This is a genomic window from Syntrophomonas zehnderi OL-4, from assembly GCF_000983115.1.
Classification (GTDB): domain Bacteria; phylum Bacillota; class Syntrophomonadia; order Syntrophomonadales; family Syntrophomonadaceae; genus Syntrophomonas_B; species Syntrophomonas_B zehnderi.
In genome coordinates this window covers 1-16,106 of sequence record NZ_CGIH01000040.1, presented here as the reverse complement: position 1 = coordinate 16,106, position 16,106 = coordinate 1, and the positions used below count along the sequence as shown (strand labels likewise).

At 48.2% G+C, this 16,106-nt stretch carries 17 protein-coding genes; all 17 read right to left on the bottom strand.

Annotated features, from left to right (window positions below; all coding sequences use genetic code 11):
* Window positions 1-15 precede the first annotated feature (15 nt).
* Window positions 16-801, bottom strand: a complete 786-nt coding sequence (trpA, locus tag AAV90_RS11560) for a tryptophan synthase subunit alpha (protein ID WP_046499261.1) — start codon at window positions 799-801, stop codon at window positions 16-18.
* Window positions 794-2,008 (bottom strand): tryptophan synthase subunit beta, encoded by a 1,215-nt coding sequence (gene trpB, locus AAV90_RS11555; protein WP_046499260.1) that lies wholly within the window; start codon window positions 2,006-2,008, stop codon window positions 794-796. The genes trpA and trpB overlap by 8 nt, the downstream gene beginning before the upstream one ends.
* Complete coding sequence (locus AAV90_RS11550) at window positions 1,998-2,621, bottom strand: phosphoribosylanthranilate isomerase (RefSeq protein ID WP_046499258.1); 624 nt, start codon at window positions 2,619-2,621, stop codon at window positions 1,998-2,000. The genes trpB and AAV90_RS11550 overlap by 11 nt, the downstream gene beginning before the upstream one ends.
* Complete coding sequence (gene trpC, locus AAV90_RS11545) at window positions 2,608-3,378, bottom strand: indole-3-glycerol phosphate synthase TrpC (RefSeq protein ID WP_046499256.1); 771 nt, start codon at window positions 3,376-3,378, stop codon at window positions 2,608-2,610. Before trpC ends, AAV90_RS11550 begins: the two co-directional genes overlap by 14 nt.
* Window positions 3,372-4,394, bottom strand: coding sequence for an anthranilate phosphoribosyltransferase (trpD, locus tag AAV90_RS11540; protein ID WP_046499254.1), 1,023 nt, complete (start codon window positions 4,392-4,394; stop codon window positions 3,372-3,374). Before trpD ends, trpC begins: the two co-directional genes overlap by 7 nt.
* Window positions 4,395-4,556: 162 nt before the next feature.
* Entirely contained in the window at window positions 4,557-5,123 is a 567-nt protein-coding gene (locus tag AAV90_RS11535; protein WP_479725409.1) for an anthranilate synthase component II, read from the bottom strand.
* Window positions 5,116-6,654 (bottom strand): anthranilate synthase component I family protein, encoded by a 1,539-nt coding sequence (locus AAV90_RS11530; RefSeq protein ID WP_052729754.1) that lies wholly within the window; start codon window positions 6,652-6,654, stop codon window positions 5,116-5,118. Before AAV90_RS11530 ends, AAV90_RS11535 begins: the two co-directional genes overlap by 8 nt.
* Window positions 6,655-6,896: 242 nt before the next feature.
* Window positions 6,897-7,796: an energy-coupling factor ABC transporter ATP-binding protein gene (locus AAV90_RS11525; RefSeq protein WP_046499249.1), complete on the bottom strand. Its 900-nt coding sequence runs from the start codon at window positions 7,794-7,796 to the stop codon at window positions 6,897-6,899.
* A complete protein-coding gene (gene cbiQ, locus AAV90_RS11520; RefSeq protein WP_046499247.1) occupies window positions 7,778-8,572 on the bottom strand; it encodes a cobalt ECF transporter T component CbiQ in 795 nt (264 codons plus the stop codon). Before cbiQ ends, AAV90_RS11525 begins: the two co-directional genes overlap by 19 nt.
* Complete coding sequence (locus AAV90_RS11515) at window positions 8,559-8,864, bottom strand: energy-coupling factor ABC transporter substrate-binding protein (protein ID WP_198142849.1); 306 nt, start codon at window positions 8,862-8,864, stop codon at window positions 8,559-8,561. The genes cbiQ and AAV90_RS11515 overlap by 14 nt, the downstream gene beginning before the upstream one ends.
* Window positions 8,865-8,866: 2 nt before the next feature.
* Complete coding sequence (locus AAV90_RS11510) at window positions 8,867-9,565, bottom strand: energy-coupling factor ABC transporter permease (RefSeq protein ID WP_242847556.1); 699 nt, start codon at window positions 9,563-9,565, stop codon at window positions 8,867-8,869.
* 20 nt (window positions 9,566-9,585) lie between these two features.
* Entirely contained in the window at window positions 9,586-10,173 is a 588-nt protein-coding gene (gene cobC / locus AAV90_RS11505; RefSeq protein WP_046499243.1) for an alpha-ribazole phosphatase, read from the bottom strand.
* 457 nt (window positions 10,174-10,630) lie between these two features.
* The gene (gene cobD / locus AAV90_RS11500) at window positions 10,631-11,749 is read right to left on the bottom strand and encodes a threonine-phosphate decarboxylase CobD (protein WP_046499242.1); all 1,119 of its coding nucleotides are present in this window, start codon (window positions 11,747-11,749) and stop codon (window positions 10,631-10,633) included.
* 43 nt (window positions 11,750-11,792) lie between these two features.
* Window positions 11,793-12,539, bottom strand: a complete 747-nt coding sequence (gene cobS, locus AAV90_RS11495; RefSeq protein ID WP_046499239.1) for an adenosylcobinamide-GDP ribazoletransferase — start codon at window positions 12,537-12,539, stop codon at window positions 11,793-11,795.
* A 427-nt stretch (window positions 12,540-12,966) separates the two neighbouring features.
* Window positions 12,967-13,530, bottom strand: a complete 564-nt coding sequence (locus AAV90_RS11490) for a cob(I)yrinic acid a,c-diamide adenosyltransferase (RefSeq protein WP_242847555.1) — start codon at window positions 13,528-13,530, stop codon at window positions 12,967-12,969.
* Between the two features lie 218 nt (window positions 13,531-13,748).
* Window positions 13,749-14,702, bottom strand: a complete 954-nt coding sequence (gene cbiB, locus AAV90_RS11485; protein WP_046499237.1) for an adenosylcobinamide-phosphate synthase CbiB — start codon at window positions 14,700-14,702, stop codon at window positions 13,749-13,751.
* Window positions 14,703-16,106: cobyric acid synthase (locus AAV90_RS11480; RefSeq protein ID WP_046499235.1), on the bottom strand; the 1,404-nt coding region annotated here is incomplete at its 5' end.

The window sequence follows — 16,106 nt, the reverse complement described above, 5'->3', positions numbered from 1 at the left end:
TCCCTCCCCTTCAGTTTAATTCGCACATGGCTTTTTCAGCGCGGCAATCGCTTTTTCTATCTGGGTGGGCAGAAGTTGGGGCCGGGATTCGTATTCCTCCATAATTTGAGCCAGATAACTGCCTACAACCACAGCGTCCGCAGAATTTTTAAACGTTTTGATTTGCTCAGGACTGGATATGCCAAAACCAAGAGCTAATATGGCATCGGTTTTCGGTTTGAGTTTTTGCAGATAAGCCTTAACCTCATCTTCCGGCAAGCTGCGCACACCGGTTACCCCTCTTACCGAAACACAATAGATAAAACTGGGGTTCATAGCCGCTGCCATATCCAAACGTTCATCCGGACTGCTGGGTGCCACCATGGGGATAAACTCCAAATCTGTGTGTACCTGTTTTATCTCATCCAAAGGCAGATCCGGGACGATAAGCGCCTCAATGCCAACCGCTTGACATGCTTGGGCTAACACTTCCATACCCATTTGCAAAATAGGATTATAATAGGCAAATAAGACCAGGGGGATATTTACCGCCTGGCGTACTTTATCGGCAAAATCCAGACTGTGCTTGAGATTGAGTCCGGCATTTATACCCCGGTGATGGAATCTTTCTATCACCACCCCATCGGCCAGGGGATCTGAAAAAGGTACCCCCAATTCCAGGGCATCGCCGCCACCTTGCTCGATTGCCTTTATACAATCCAGGCATAATTGCGGATTAGGCAAACCTGCCATTATAAAGCTGATCAGGGAGGTTTCTTGTCTGGCGCGCCGGGCGTTAAGACTGTTTCTCAGTTTAGTCATTAACCTGACCTCCTTTGGATGGGGACGGATTTTTCCCCAGATATTCAATCATTTCAGCTACATCCTTATCCCCCCGCCCGGATAGATTAATTACTATACTCTGGGAAGGATCCAGGGTCGGGGCTAGCTTTAGTGCATAAGCTACTGCATGGGCACTCTCCAAGGCCGGGATGATCCCTTCGCTTTCGCTTAGACATTGGAAGGCCCGTACCGCTTCCTCATCAGTAACATTCACGTATTCCACCTTTTTTTGCTGTTTTAAAAAGGCATGCTCCGGACCAACCCCGGGATAATCAAGGCCTGCTGAAACGGAATGGGTATCACTTATCTGACCGTTTTCATCCTGCAATAAACGGCTCAAGGCTCCATGCAGCACGCCATCGGTTCCTAATGACAACGTAGCACAATGTTCGCCCGGGGCGATCCCCCGTCCTCCTGCTTCTACCCCGACCAGTTTGACCTCATTATCCAAGAAAGGGTAAAAAATTCCCATGGCGTTACTGCCTCCGCCTACACAGGCCAAAACATAATCGGGTAGCTGACCTTCCTGATCTAAAAACTGCTGTTTTACCTCCTGCCCGATAACCGACTGAAAATCACGTACTATCAGCGGATATGGATGAGGTCCTACTACTGAACCAATCAGCATATGCGAATACGCAAAGCTTTGAATAAAATCTCGAAAGGCTTCATTGGTAGCGTCTTTTAATGTCCGGCTGCCTTTATCCACAGCCTTTACCTCTGCCCCTAATAATTGCATCCGGAAGACATTTAAACGTTGTCTTTTTATGTCCTTGCTGCCCATATAGACGGTACATTCCATACCCATTACCGCGGCTGCTGTTGCTGTTGCCACTCCGTGCTGTCCGGCCCCGGTTTCGGCTATCAGCCGAGTTTTGCCCATTTGCTTTGCCAAGAGAGCCTGCCCCAGGGTATTATTAATTTTATGACTGCCGGTATGATTCAAATCTTCGCGTTTAAGATATATTCTGGCTCCTCCCAGGCTCTGGGTTAGACGCCGCGCAAAATAGAGCGGCGTTGCCCGCCCCACATAATCCTTATAGTAATGATTAAGTTCGCTTTTAAAATCCGGATCATGCTGCAATTGCCGGTAGCATTCCTCAATATCTAAAAGTGCCGGTATAAGGGTTTCGGGTACAAAACGGCCTCCATAATTCCCGAAATAACCTCTTGCATCAGGTAACATCTTTATCTGCCTCCCTAACCTCATTTATAAAGCGGCTAACTTTCTGCGGGTCTTTTCCCCCTTCTGCGAATTCAACCCCGCTGGAAACATCGACTGCCAGCGGGCGAATTTTCTTTACTGCCGCAGCTACATTACCGGCATGCAACCCTCCGGCCAGGATTAGGTTATCCCAGCCCAGCACCGCCTCCAGGTAATCCCAATTAAAGCTTACCCCGCTGCCGCCGCTGTGTCCCTCTACCACTGTATCAAAAAGATAAGCCCAAGGTCGCCATCGCTTTACCACATCAGGATCAACCGGACCCTTTACCGGAAAACATTTGATTACCGGCACCGGTAGTTCAGCTACTAACTCAGGCGGCTCCTGTCCATGCAATTGCACCATATCCAAACCGCAGGTTTTGATAATGTACTCCATCGTATCCAGTTTTTCATCAACGAAAATACCTACTTTAACCACCGATCCGCCCAATTCTCGATTAATGGCAGCAGCCCTGTCCGCTTCAATCCTCCTGGAGGAAGGAGCAAAGACCTCGCCTATGGCCCAAGCACCTGCCCGGCAGGCCAGCAGGGCTTCAGTATGGCTTTTGATCCCACAGATTTTAACCCTGGTCATAATTAACCAGCTCCCTTAGTTTCATCCCCGGGTTAGGCGAAGTTACCAGAGCTTCGCCGATTAAAGCCGCCTGGTAACCATGCTCCCCCAATAGCCGCATATCAGCGGCGCTTCTTATCCCGCTTTCACTGACCCGCCCAATATTATCCGGTATATATTCAGCCAGTTTCAGGCTGGTTTTAATATCCACGGTAAAATCCTTAAGATTACGATTGTTTACCCCAATCATGCCCACCGGCAGGTCCAAGGCTTTTTTTACTTCCTCCCGGTCATGCACCTCTAAAAGGGGTTCCATCCCTAATTCTCGACATTTAACCGTCAAATCCAAAAGACGCGGATAATTATGCACAGCGGCAATCAACAAAACAAGATCGGCTCCCAGCAGTAAACTCTCATATAGCTGCAATTCATCGATAATAAAGTCTTTGCGCAGCAGGGGCAGTTGAACCAGGGTTCTTATCTCCGGCAAAAAGTCGGGACTGCCCTGAAAAAACTCCTTATCGGTTAGCACCGAAATAACTGCCGCACCGTTTTCAGCATACGACAGTGCCATATCCGGCAGATTATAATCCGCACAAAGCTGGCCTTTAATCGGTGAAGCCTTTTTTAACTCAGCAATCACCGCTACCCGGTTGGGGGTATGGTTAAAGTTCCGGGGATGCTTAGATCGTTTTAATTCACTTACTTTGTCTATATCCAGGCCAACTCTTAATTCCTCTACTTCGCGCCTTTTTTGGGCTATAATGCGTCCTAACATACCATTACCCCATCCTGGCTGAAACTTACCATATTGCGCAGCGTTTCCCAGGTCTTTCCTGAATCTATGGCTTCAGCTGCGATTTGCATACCTTCCTGCATATCCTTGGCCCGACCGGCTGTCATTAGAGCGCCGGCCGTATTTAGCAGGACGGCTTCCCGCCGCGGGCCGAGCTGGCCATCTAAAACCTCGCGCACAATGCGGGTATTAAGTTTTAGATCCCCGCCCTGGATGTCTGTCAGGGCAAAAGGCCCAACCCCCAGATCAGACGGTTGCAGTTGATAGTCATACAGCGTATTATCCTTTATATCTACGATGCGGGTCGCACATACCGGACTGATTTCATCCATACCGTTTTCAGCATGAATGACCCAAGCCCTCTTGCGCCCCAGCTTCATTAAGGTATGGGCCACAGTATCCTGCAGAGACGGATCATATATGCCGATCACTTGGTAGACCGGTTTACAGGGGTTTAAGAGCGGGCCAAGAAAATTAAAAATGGTGGCTACGCCTAACTGGCGGCGTAACGGGCCAATTTCTTTTAGAACCGGATGATAAAATGGGGCAAAGAAGAAGCTAATGCCTGTCTTTTCCAACAATCTTTGGGCCTGAGTCGGCTGCATACGTATGTTAACCCCCAAAGCCTCCAGTACATCCGCACTCCCTACCCGGCCGGTAACCGCACTATTGCCATGTTTGGCTACAGGTATGCCGCAACTGGCCGCAACGAGGGCAGCCGCCGTGGAAATATTAAAGGTATTCAAACCATCTCCGCCGGTACCACAGGTATCGATTAACTCCATGCCGGTGTCCAGGATAATCGCCTCCTCGTACAGCGCCTGAATAAAGCCAATGAGTTCATCCGCATTTTCCTTGCGGGTGCGCATGGCACTTAGCAAGGCTGCAGCTTTCGCATCTGCCACCTTGTCATGCAGGAGCATGGCCGCACAATGGCGAGCTTCCTCGGCATTTAAAAATTCGCCCCCCACTACCTTTTGCAAATAGCAATCAAACATTTATCTCTCTCCTCTCAGCTCTTCTCTTCTTACTGTCACCGCTGCATTGTTTAAGCAGCCTTTTTTGAGAAAATACTCTAAAAAAATCAGCGCAGCTTATAATCTTCAGTGTCTAAAGTAACTGCGAAAATCCGCGTAAATCTGCGTTATCCGCGTCTATTTCTAAGGATTGTGTTGCTTTTTTAGAAAATTGTTTAATAACTTTTTGCCTTCCTCGGTCAAAATTGACTCCGGATGGAATTGCACTCCCTCAACCGGCCAGCAGCAGTGGCGGATGCCCATTATCTCCCCCTCTTCACTGCGAGCCGTAATCTTAAAGCAAGGCGGCAGGGAAGCTTCCTCTACCACCAGCGAATGATAGCGGGTAGCCTTAAAAGGATCATTTAGGCCGGTGTAAACCCCGCTTTGATCATGGTAGATGGAAGAAGTTTTACCATGCATCATACGGTAATTTACGACTACCTGCCCGCCAAACGCGCAGGCAATCGCCTGATGCCCCAAACAAACCCCTAAAATAGGAATTTTATCATAATAATAGCGTACGGCTTCGATAGATATCCCGGCTTCACTGGGACTGGAGGGGCCTGGGGATATAACCAAAGCCTGGGGATGCAGGTTTACCAGGGCAGGAATATTTAACTCATCATTTTTTATAACCCTGACCTCTTCCCCCAGTTCAGCAAAATACTGCACCAGGTTGTACGTAAAGGAATCATAATTATCAATCATCAGTAGCACAGGCTCTCTCCGCCTCCTTTATCGCCACCATTAAGGCCCGGGCCTTATGGTAAGTCTCCTCATCTTCCCGTTCCGGAACGGAATCGGCAACGATACCGGCTCCGCTTTGCAGGTAGTAGCTGCCGTTTTTATGCAAAATGGAGCGGATGGTTATACAAGAGTCCAAGGTGCCATTAAAATCTATAAAACCTACCGCACCCCCATACGGCCCGCGGGAGTCTTTTTCCAGGCGATTAATGATTTCCATGGCCTTGCGCTTCGGGGCACCAGACAGGGTTCCGGCCGGGAAACAGGAGGCAAAGGCCTCCAGGGCATCTATACCTGCAGCAAGCTCCCCTTCCACAGTGGAGACAATATGTACCACGTGAGAATAGGCCTCTAACTGCATAAATTCACTAACCTCTACCGTTCCCGGACGACTTACCCGGCCAATATCATTGCGGCTTAGATCCACCAGCATCAAGTGTTCGGCTCTTTCCTTTTCATCTTGCAGTAATTCCTGACAGATATCCTCATCAATTTTGGGGTTGCCGGTCTTTTTACGGGTTCCGGCTATAGGGCGGCTTTTCACCCGGCCCTTTTCCACCTTAACTTGCATCTCCGGCGACGCCCCTAGCAATACCTGATCCGGCAGCAACAAGTAAAACATATAGGGCGAAGGGTTGATATGGCGCAACTGCAGATAAACCTGCCAGGGGGACGCGGGACTTTTTTTCCTCCAGCGGCGCGATAAAACGACTTGAAAAACATCCCCCTGCTGAATATGCTTTTGGGCCGACTCAACCATTGTGCAAAATTCTTCCCGACCCAGATTAGGCAAGAACTCTGCCGGCAAGGAATCATCCCACCGTAAAAAAGCAGGCGCTGCCTCCTCAATACAGCACCGAGCCGCCAAATGAAATAATTCATCCCGTCTCCGACAGGCCTTCTTAAACTCGGACAGGGAAGCCCTTTTAGAATCCAACCAGAAAATTACCGTCAGCGTTTGTAACTGCCGATCATACACCAATATCTCTCCCGGCATAAAAAAGACCTGTTCGCTTAAAACATCTTTAGAGGCCGGTAAATGGTGATACATAAGGCCGGACTCGTAAGACCAAAAGCCGATCAGTCCCCCGCTAAAAAAGGGCAGATCCAGCTGCATAACCCGGCTGGAATTAATAAAATTTTGCAGCACCTGGCTGCCTTGGGGATCAGACGGAATAGTTTTTATCAAGTCCAAGGATTTACCGGCGATAATGGAATATCGCCCGTTATCATGACCGGTCAAGCTTTCCAGAAAACAGGCTGGGGGGGCGGGTTTTAAGATATGAAATAAATGCACCATGGCCAGAGGAACCAAGGGCCGTTTGTCGTCTTTATTCAGTTCTTCCAGACTGAAACGGGCACAGAGAGGCACATAGGCGTAGCGGGAAGCCAATTGCCGGAAATACTCATAATCAACCGGCTTATCTTGGCCTAAAAAAGGTAAATAAAAACCAGCACGATCAAATGTGCTGGCATGATTTTCACACCTGCTCATCTCGTCATTCTCCTCTAAACTAAACTCATCTCTTCTAAACTCAGCTTATGCAGTTTCACTAAATTATATTAATCCTAATAACTGCTAACGCAAATGTCAAGCAAATTTTTTACAGCCAGCCGACCCAAGAGAATCGTCCGAAGCAACTAATCCGGCAAAAACAGTTCAGGAAGGCCATGAAATATAGAAAATGTTTAACCGCTTTAACTAATCGGTCGACTGGTCAACCAGCTAGATTGTATTCAGGGCAGCGTTCCAGGCGGCTTAAAAGGTGCTTTTTCGGTGGTTTCATCACCTGCGGTCTCTTTCGTATCCCTGATTATTTGCATAAGCTGCTCCTTGTGGCGGGGAGCCGGTAGCAAGGGGGAGACTATGCGGGCAAGCTGCAGCTCCTGCCAGATTTCTAAAATCCAAGGCTTTTGCAGATGGGCTTCATTTAGCAGTTCTTGATTGTCAAGTACCTGCCGGGGGCTGCCTGCGGATAGAACCCGACCGTTGCCCATAACAATTATCGTATCGGCCCAGGAATAAGCCAAGTCTACATCATGGGTGGATATAACTAAGGTAGTACCCTGCTGATGTTGTTCGTCCAAGGCCTGCATAAAAAGCTGGGAATTGGCTGGATCCAAACCTGCCGTAGGTTCATCACATATTAATATCTCCGGATCCATAACTAAAACCCCAGCCAAGGCCACCAGTTTCTTCTGGCCCAAACTTAGAAAGTGGGTGGCTTTAGCAAACAACTCGGTAATACGCAATTCATCTCCTACCCGGTTGATTCTATACTCCGCCTCTTTACGATTAAACCCCAGGTTCATCAAGCCAAAAGATATATCCTGGCGGACACTGGCCGAAAAGAGTTGGTTATCGGGATTCTGGAAAACGATACCTACCTTCCTTTTCAATTCCTTCAAAAACCCGGCTGAATAATTATAATCTGATCCGGCGTAGCGCATTTGCCCTTGGCTCGGTTTTAAAAGGCCATTGCAATTGAGAAACAGGGTGGTTTTGCCGGCCCCATTAGCCCCTAAAATAGCAGTCTTACTGTGCTTTTTTATATCTAAATCGATTCCTTGCAAAGCCAGGGTGCCGTCACCGTATTTATAGTACAGGTTACAGGCCTCTATAATATTTGCAGACACGTAAAATACCTCCCGGTATAAACCAGTAAAAGTAAAAAGACATTCCAAAGCGCAATCGCCAGCAGGTTTATTTTTTTTAGCTGGTAGGTTTCTTCAATAACCTCGAAATGGCCGTCAAAGCCTCGGGATGCCAGGCAATTATAAGCATCCTCGCTGGCCTTAAGGCTTTTTAAAAGCAAATTGCTGCAAAGCATTGCTAATGATTTCATGGTCCCCCTAAAACCTCTATACCCTCCCCGGGACAGTTGGGCCACATATATTTCCGAGGCGGTCTGAAATAAAAGGAAAATATAACTGTAGATAACCGTCATTAAATCAATAAATACCGGTGGCAGCTTCATTTTTCTAAAGATATAAATCAATTGAGTCATGGGGGTAGTTAAGGCCAAGAAATATAGACAACTGATAGCAGCCAGGGATTTGACCATAACCATCCCGGATTGGCTTAAAGATAGCGGGGTTACCCCCAGCCGGATCGTCCCGAATTCCAGATAGTATAGATAAGCCGCAGGTTCGGCTCCCAGACTGATGGCTATGGTCAAACCCGCTAACAATATAAACCCCAACGGTATACCCATTATAGCCAGATAAAAGCTCCCCCGGACACGGCCTTTGACCAAGAGCAGATACGTCATGAAAAACAATACCAGCCCTGACAGGATAACAGAATTAAGGCTTATGACCATCAGCAGAGTGCTGATGGTCATAAGCAGCTTTTCGCCCGGATGGATATACTTTAAAGGTGAGCAGTGCGCCAGTTGGTCAATTCCGTTCACTAGACACCTCAGCCGTTTTTCCCTTTTGACCGTATTTATATCCGAAATAAAAGCAGATAAAACCACACCCTAAAGCAGCCTGCACCGCAAACAACAAACTTTCGATCTCGCCACTGGGAGGTTCCCAGAGGGGATTAAACCAAGGTTCATAATCAGGATTAATCTGGGCTATCACTTCTTCCGCCTGTTCATCGGCACCGGCAAATTCCGCGCCTTTATTAATCCCCAGGGAAAAAAGTATCAAACCCAAAAAAACCACCAGCAATATTATATTTGTTCTTCTAGTTTTCAAGATTACTCCCCTCCTAAACTTTTGCCTAGCCGTAAGCTGTGTATTTCCTCCCGGCTGTATGTCAGCAGCAGATTAATCACCAAGATGGTCAAAATTCCTTCGGCAATAGAAATTGGCACCTGGGTGACGGCAAATACGGTTGAGAATTTAGCAAAAGAAACCATAACCCCATCAACCCCCGGATGCGCCAATGCCAGTTGCAGGGCAGTCAAAACATACGTTGCCAGACTACCCAGGGTAGCAGCTAAAAAGACGGCCACCCCCTGATGCATTTTGGTTTTTTGGCAGAGCACATATATGCCATAGCTTACAAAAGGGCCTACTATCCCCATGGAGAACACATTGGCACCTAGGGTAGTAATCCCACCATGCGCCAGGAGCAGAGCTTGAAAAAGCAAGACGATTACGGCCACTGCCACCATAACCGCCGGGCCTAGCAAAATCGCCCCTAATCCCATACCGGTTGGGTGAGAGCAACTGCCCGTTACTGAAGGTAGTTTAAGGGCTGACAGGACAAACGTAAATGCTCCCGCAAACCCCAGCAGTAAAAGGGCTTTGGAATTATCCTTAACCAGCCTGTCTATAGCCCGGATACTGATTATCACAAAGGGCAATGCCGCCAGCAGCCAGAAAGCGGCCCATCCCACCGGTAAGAACCCCTCCATAATATGCATTCCCACAATAATTCCTGTAACAGTCATAATAAATCCCCCTTATCAATTTATAGATTAAAACCTATTTTAACCGGAACATACTCACCTCCTCGCCGCTCTAAAATAGTCATTGAACCGGGCTGTAACGATGTCTCCCACATTCCGTTGCTACCCTGCAGATGATCCAGGACAGCTTTAATCAATCCTCCATGACTTATCACCACAACCGTTCCCGTATGCAAGGCAGCGATTTCATCCAGAGCCGGCAAAGCCCTACCTAATACATCAGCGAAGGATTCCCCGCCGGGCACTTTAATGGTACGGGTACTGTTAAACCAGTCGTCAAATTCCCGGGGATACTTTTCATAAACCTCGGTAAAGGTAAGACCTTCCCAATCGCCAAAACAAAGCTCCCGCCAGCGGCTGTCACATGTGGCCGTAAGCTGCAGTTTTTCTGCTATTATTGCAGCAGTTTCCCGGCCTCTGGATAAATCACTGCAGTATATGGCTTCAACCTCTTCATTATCCCTTAGGTAACCAGCTATTTTTTCGGCCTGTTCGCGTCCGGTTGGGTTTAAGGGAATGTCGGTATGACCTTGATATTTCTGCAGGGCATTCCATTCAGTCTGCCCATGCCTTAACAAGATTACTTTCATAGTTTAAATCCTCCCTGAAATTAGCCCCATGATGAAGCGATCGCTCTTTCCATTAATTTTGAAAAACTTCTAACTACCCCCCCATACCCGCAGGCCACTACCTTAGCGACCGTTAGGAGCATCGGTAGTACCTGTAGGGTGCAACCATCTCTGAAAATGGTTGCATGATACAGATGGGGAAGCTCTGCTTCCCACCGGAAGCTAAAGCTTCCGCTACCGGGGCAGATTACCGCTTTTTATTGCCTACCTGATAATGGGGTTGCCAGCGGAAGCTAAAGCATCACCCTATCGGATACTACTGATATGAACTTCGTTCATAATTAAGGTTGCACCCTGCGGGCACTACTGATATGAACTTCGTTCATAATTAAGGTTGCACCCTGCGGGCACTACTGATATGAACTTCGTTCATAATTAAGGTTGCCGCGGAAATCCGCGTTATCCGCGTCTATTAAAACTATTTCCTTATTAACGCTTCCTTTAAGGCCGCCACTAGGATCTCATTTTCCGGGTGGCTGCGTACAGCTACGCGCAGGTGGTAAGGAGAAAGATTGTCAAAATTACTGCAATCCCTGATTAAAATGCCCTGAGGCCCTAATAAATCTTGCAGTTGATCGGCCGTAATCCCCAGGTCTTTGGCATCAATTAAAATAAAGTTGGCCTGAGCCGGATATACCGATAAACCTGGGATTTGATTTAAACTATAGTCAAGAAAATCCCTCTCCCTAGCAATCAACCTCAAGGTGCTTTGGATATAGTCTTGATCCTTTAAGGCGGCTGAGCCGGCTGCCAAAGCCAGGCTGTTAATTCTCCAGGGCGGCAGCAGCCGCTCCATTTTTCGGTTGTGGGCATCGTTGCTAAGGGCATAGCCGATTCTCAAACCCGGCAGAGCAAAAAACTTGGTCAGTGAGCCCAACACGACCAGATTAGGTACCTGACTGCAGACATCACGCAGGGAGGCTGATTTATCCTCAGCAAAATCTATAAATGCTTCATCCACCACCAACGTAGCCTGCCTATCCTTAACCAGCTCCAGAACCAGCAGCAATTCCCAACGGGCAAATAGATTGCCGGTAGGGTTGTTGGGATTGGCAATAAAAAGCACATCGCCTTCCTTGAGTACCGTTGCTATTTCCGTTATAGGCAGCTTTAAACTTTTAAGATCAATATCTACCTTGACCAACCGAGGGTTATCAACCCCCTGGCCATATTCTGAAAAGCTGGGAGCCAGAACCACCACCCGGCGGCGGCAGAACAACCTGGTGCATAGATATATAAGTTCTGTGGAGCCATTGCCCAGAACAATACCCTGCTCCCCTATCTGAAGATACTCTGCCAAAGCCTTTTTTAATTCTGCTCCGCCCGGCTCGGGGTAATACTCCAAGGCCGGCAGATTATCCTGTATCGCCTGCAGTGACATAGGCGGAGGGCCCAGTGGATTAATACTGGCACTAAAATCCAAGAAACTTTCCGCCGCTATCCCCCATTTTTCTTGCGCAGCCCAGCGGTTCCCCCCATGGGATGCCGGGGGAAGGCTATTATTATTTATCCTAAAATCATCCGCAGGGTATATCATTTTCCCCACCTCCCATTGCCATATGATTAAATAGCGGCCCTTTTTAAGCCAAAGCCTTCCATATTACTGCGGTTATCAGCCAGATGGTTTCGGACAGCTCGCCTATGGCTCCATAGTTGTCTCCGGTCAGGCCTCCTAGTTGGCGAGCTGTCCAACCAGCTACAATGGCAACCGGTATAATGGCCAGACCTAACAGTATCAGGCCGGTGCTTCCCCCCAGCCCGAATGTTACTGCTGCCAGAGTAAGCAAGGCTATCAGGATATGAACCCAATGGGCCTGCTCAGCAAATGATCTGCCCAAACCGCCCCCTGAACGGGCATAGGGAAAAATGTAAATCGCCAGCACCATCATGCCCCGGCCAAATGCCGGACAAATAGCCAGTATCCACATCTTATCCGCATAGCTTAATGAATTCAGAAAAGCCAGTTTTAAAATCAAAACGGCCATCAGGGTAATGACTCCCATGGCTCCTACCCGGCTATCCCGCATAACTTCCAATTTGCCTTCCCGATCCTGGCCACAGAACAGCCCATCGGCAGTATCCATCAAGCCATCCAGATGCAGACCGGCGGTTGTGATTATCCACACTACAATTATCAGGGCATCACCACTTAATCCCAAAGCCAACCGGTAGTGCAAAGCAGCCAGCCCTGCCAGCAGGCTGCCTATAAGAAAGCCCACCAAAGGATAAAAAGCCAATGATCCGGCCAGTTCCTTCTCATCAGCCAGACGGTTGCCATAAGCGGGGATTATGGTTAAAAAACTGATTGCCAATAATAACTTACGCACGGTTTCCTCCTTGCAATAATTTCTGAATTAACCCCCGCCCACAGACCATGGCCTTAATATTTGCCGTAAGGTAACATGTGTAGTACCCGTAGGTACAGCCACCTATGAAAATATAGCGTGATACGGATGGGGAAGCTCTGCTTCCCACCGGAAGCTAAAGCTTCCGCTACCAGGGCAGATAATCTTATGTTGTTTTGTTCCAATACACCTCTTATAATGGGCTTCCCTGCGGAAGCTAAAGCTTCACCCTTTCGGGCACTACTGATGCTCCCTTACGGTCGCAATTTAGGTTGCACCCTATCGGGCACTACTGATGCTCCCTTACGGTCGCAATTAAGGTTGCACCCTATCGGGTACTGATATGAACTTCGTTCATAATTAAGGTTGCCGCGTAAATCCGCGTGAATTTCCGCGTTATCCGCGTCTATTAATATTCAATTCCCCGCCGGGCTTTTATATCTGCTTGATAAGGGTGCTTGATTTTTTTTACCTCGGATACCAGATCGGCAATCTCGATTAATTCAGGCGGTGCATTTCTGCCGGTTAAAACCACTTCCGGCCGGGGAGGAATACCGCTAAGCCAGGTTGACAAATCGCTTAATGAAACCAAATCTTTTTTTACCGCATTTAAAATCTCATCCAGGATCAACAGGTCACATTGCCCAGCCCGGACAGTATCCCGGGCTAAATCCCAGGCCATTTGGGTTTTATGCCTATCCAGATCACTTATCTCGTGCAGCCCTACCCAGCATTGTCCGCATCTTTGGCAGTTCATAAAACCGGTTTTTATTACTGCGGCATGTGGACAGGTGCGCCCGAACTGATATACTTCTATACCTAATCTGTCTGCTGCTGCCAGTTCTCCGCTATAGGTACTCCCTTTTAAAAACTGAATCACCCTGACCTTAAAGCCATGCCCGGCAGCACGCATAGCCAGTCCAAAAGCAGCCGTGGTTTTGCCTTTGCCATCCCCGGTATAGATTTGTATCAAACCATCACCTCCCTGAAAGGTTTTTATAAAAGGCAGATTCCACACGGGCAATCACATCTTCAGAGTCGAAGATAACTCTCAACGGATTCCAGTGACTCTCACCTGCCAAATAAAAACTACAAGCAAATCTGTGTGAATCCTTCTATCCTGTGCTGTTTCTTTTCTGTGCTATCTGTGTCTATTATTAATAAAACCTTATAACTCTGCGTGGGTTCATTTTAAAAACCTTTTAGCAGTTGCATTGCCGCCAGCCCCAGCAAAACTGTTTCCCCATATACAGCCATAGTTAATATTAAACTGACTCTGATGTCGTCAAAGCGCAGGCAACGTTTTTTTTCCCCCATCAAAGCTCCATAAGAGGGAACCCCCTGATAATAGTTTAATCCCCCCAATTGAACACCCAGAGCTCCAGCTACTGCGGCTTCAGGAAAGCCGCTGTTAGGGCTTTGATGACGGCGTGCATCCCGGCGCAGTGCGTTATACACCCCGACCCAGCCACCCGCGGTAAAAGGAGCCACGCTTAAATATAGTCCGGCTGTAATACGGGCCGGTAAATAATTAGCCAGATCATCCAGCCGGGCCGCGGCCCAGCCTAAATTAACATATCTTTCATCCTGGTAGCCTATCATTGAATCCAGGGTATTAACGGCTTTATAGGCCCAGGCCAGAGCCGGGCCACCTAAAAAACCATACAGCAGGGGAGCGGTCAGGCCATCCACTGTATTTTCGGCGATGCTTTCAACTGTACCCCGAATAATTGCTTCCTCATCCAGATTATCAGTATCGCGCCCCACCATCATACCCAGAGCCTGACGGGCATCCCGCCGATCACCCCCGGACAAAGGGCGCAACACGGCCTGAGCATGCTTATACAGGCTGTTTAAGGCCAACGATTGACTCATTAGAAAAACACTTGCCAGCCCCCCCAATAAAAAGCTGATTTTATAAGCTGCCCACAGTATAAGACTGACCAGGCCGTAGCTCCCCATTACAATTAGCACAGTTAGAATGACCCCGGCCCATTTTAAAGCCTTAGCACTGCTGAAGCGGCTGAGAATTATGGATTCACCCCAACCGGTCACCTTACCTATCAAAATCACCGGATGAGGGATAAAACGAGGATCACCCAGCATAATATCCAGGATTACCGCCCCAATAATGATGATTTCCATTCAACCAACCTCATAACCAAGCCGGCAATTGCTTTGACCCGGAGGATTCAACCCCATGATCGCGTATATCTTTTCCATATCTAAAGCAGCTCTCACCTGGGCTGCCAGTTGATCATAGCGGTCTTGTATTACAGGTACGTCTAGATCATCTAAAGCGGGCAAATCCTTACTGCGGCGCACCTCATTTATAAATGTTTTTAAGACCTCAATATTATCAAACCAGCCATGCAGGTGGGTACCGAAAACATTCCCGGACTCGTTTATGGCTCCATCCACTATTTCTACTTCTGCCCCGGAGCGATGTAAAATCATACACAAACCGGCATCTTTGTCCAATAATTCGGTTCTTCCATGGTGAATTTCGTATCCCCGAACGTGTCTACCGGCTAAACCTGAGCAGAAACCCCTTTGGCTAAGGAGACGGGCATCGACCTGGTGGGTGGTTTTCTTCTGGTCATAAACGGTTATCACCGGCAGCAGTCCCAATCCCGGCAACGAACCAACGTCCGCCTCACTGCGCTCAGGATCAATCAACTCCTGTCCCAGCATCTGATACCCCCCACAGATGCCGATAATATACTTTCCCTGTTCAGCCAAAAGTCTTATTTCCTTTGCGTAGCCTGCTTCCTGCAGATAGAGCAGATCCAGAATGGTGTTTTTGCTGCCGGGAATAATTACTACATCTGCTGCCGCAATCTTTTCTCCCGGGTTTATGAAACGCAGGCTGGTATCGGGCAGGTTAGAGAACACAGTAAAATCAGTAAAGTTAGCTATACGAGGCAGGTTAATAACCGCTATCTTTATGGGAGCAGTAATCTCCTTACCTGCCTGCATTTCGGCCAGACATACGGAATCTTCTTCGTCTATGCCGTGTTCATGCAGATAAGGTATGACCCCTACTACCGGAATACCGGTACGCTCTGTCAGGTAATCCAGTCCCGGCTTAAGCAGACTCAGATCACCACGGAACTTGTTGATTATAAAACCCTTGATACGCTGTCTTTCATGGGGTTCCAACAAATCCAGGGTACCAATCAAAAAGGCAAACACCCCGCCTCGGTCAATATCTGCGACCAGCAAAACCGGTGCATCAGCTAATTCAGCGGTTTTCATATTGACGATATCGCGGTCTTTAAGATTTATTTCGGCGGGGCTGCCGGCCCCTTCGATTACCAGTACTTCGTATTCATGCTTAAGTTTATTGATACAGTCCCGCACCACAGGCAGCGCCTGGGGCAGGTAATTATCCCGGTATTCCCGAGCCGACATATCGCCGAGCGGTGCTCCTAAAACGATCACCTGTGCTTGGCTGTCTGCTTTGGGTTTTAATAAAATGGGGTTCATATATACTGAAGATTCTACCCCTGCGGCTTGGGCTTGTACTGCCTGTGCCCGCCCGATCTC